This window comes from Rhizobium sp. BR 317 (assembly GCF_047445835.1).
GTDB lineage: Bacteria > Pseudomonadota > Alphaproteobacteria > Rhizobiales > Rhizobiaceae > Rhizobium > Rhizobium paranaense.
On record NZ_JARWLB010000093.1, the window covers coordinates 1 to 1,979 of the forward strand.

2 protein-coding genes are annotated in these 1,979 nt (G+C 60.4%); both read right to left on the minus strand.

The window, feature by feature from the left end:
* Nucleotides 1–1,044 (minus strand): NAD(P)/FAD-dependent oxidoreductase (locus QD357_RS31930; RefSeq protein ID WP_414126018.1); only part of this gene is annotated, 1,044 nt, incomplete at its 3' end.
* 707 nt (nt 1,045–1,751) lie between these two features.
* The coding region (locus QD357_RS31935; RefSeq protein WP_414126020.1) for an electron transfer flavoprotein subunit alpha/FixB family protein at nt 1,752–1,979 on the minus strand (228 nt) is incomplete at its 5' end.

Genomic DNA, 1,979 nt, shown 5'->3' on the forward strand with positions numbered 1-1,979 from the left:
CGACAGTACCGCGTTGTGGCTGCCCTTGATGCGGGGGACGTTGACGAAGCCGGCGGAGCAGCCGATCAGGGCGCCACCTGGGAAGGTCAACTTCGGCACCGACTGGTAGCCGCCTTCGGTGATGGCGCGCGCGCCATAGGACAGACGCTTGCMGCCCTCGAAGGTGGTGCGGATTGCCGGATGCGTCTTGAAGCGCTGGAATTCCTCGAAGGGATAGAGATAGGGGTTCTTGTAGTTCAGGTGCACMACGAAGCCGACGGCCACGAGGTTGTCTTCCAGATGATACAGGAACGAGCCGCCGCCGGTCTTCATGCCGAGCGGCCAGCCGAAGGAGTGCTGGACGAGACCCTGTTTGTGGTTCTCCKGCTTGACCTGCCAGAGCTCCTTGATGCCGATGCCGAACTTTTGCGGCTCGCGATCCTTCTGCRGGTCGAACTTGGCGATCAGCTGCTTGGCAAKCGAGCCGCGCACGCCCTCGCCGATCAGCACATATTTGCCAAGCAGTTCCATGCCGCGGGTATAGTTGGGGCCGGGCTCGCCGTTCTTCTCGATGCCCATGTCGCCGGTGGCAACGCCAATGACGGCGCCCTCATCATTGTAGAGCACTTCGGTGGCKGCAAAGCCCGGATAGATCTCGACGCCGAGTTCTTCGGCCTTCCCAGCCAGCCAGCGACAGACGAGGCCGAGCGAGATKATGTAGTTGCCGTGATTGTTCATCAGCGGCGGCATCATAAAATTCGGCAGGCGGATCGAGCCGGCGGGACCGAGCAGCAGGAAGTGGTCGGCATTGACCTCGGTCTTGAAGGGATGGTCGGCTTCCTGGCGCCAGCCCGGCAGCAGCCGATCGATGCCTATCGGATCGACGACGGCGCCCGAGAGAATATGGGCGCCGACTTCCGAGCCCTTCTCCAGCACGACGACCGAAAGCTCCGGATTGACCTGCTTCAGCCGGATCGCCGCGGACAGACCGGCCGGACCTGCGCCGACGATAACCACGTCGAATTCCATGCTCTCGCGTTCGGGGGCTGCAAATTTTCCGCTCATTTCAGTCTCCAGACCTTGGCGCACCTGCGCGAGTTTTCGGCAGGTGGTGAACACGGAGCTCGCGATCAACCGTAGGGATGATTTCGAACGAACACCGCCGCTKGCGGCCTCGCTTCTGACCGTCGCGCAGCCCTTGAAAAGTAGCGTCGCTGAGGAGGCAGCACTTGCACCCCGCGTCGGTCGTCTGAGCGCGGATGGAGCCAAGGTCTATGACCGAGGTACCAAGCTTTATCCAATTTGCCCTTGCCATTTCCGGCCGGCCGACGGCCGCGTCCRGATATCCGCAAAGTTGCAAACGCCCGCGAACCACTTCGTGCGCGCACACGCTGTCGTCTCCGTCTCGTTCAAGGCAACGAGCAGGGCCCAGATAGATTTGCTGACTAGATTGKATCTGACTATGACAGAAGGCTCGCCTCTTCATCCACCTGACCCAAGTGTCTCATCGAGGCGTGTCAGAAGGATACGCGGTTTCCAGCCCATCGCCAGAACAACTGCGATGAGTGCGAGCGTCGAACTGCTAACGATCCGAGGTGTAACACCCCTTTCGGCGAGATAGCTGGTGACCGCAGCTAAGATTCTGAGGGTCGATTGGTGCGATGCTGTCAAGAAATTGCTTTTCATCTAACGGACTTCTGGAGCCAAAGAAATTTAAGGATGACACAGCCTTGGCCGCGCCATCCTTTCGCTTGGGAGGCGATATCTATCCCTTATAGCGCCCTCTGTAATTCCGGCAGGGCCTCGAACAGATCGGCGACAAGGCCGTAGTCGGCGACCTGGAAGATCGGCGCCTCCTCGTCCTTGTTGATGGCGACGATCACCTTACTGTCCTTCATGCCGGCCAGATGCTGGATGGCCCCGGAGATGCCGGCTGCAATGTAGAGATCGGGCGCTACCACCTTGCCGGTCTGGCCGACCTGCCAGTCGTTCGGCGCATA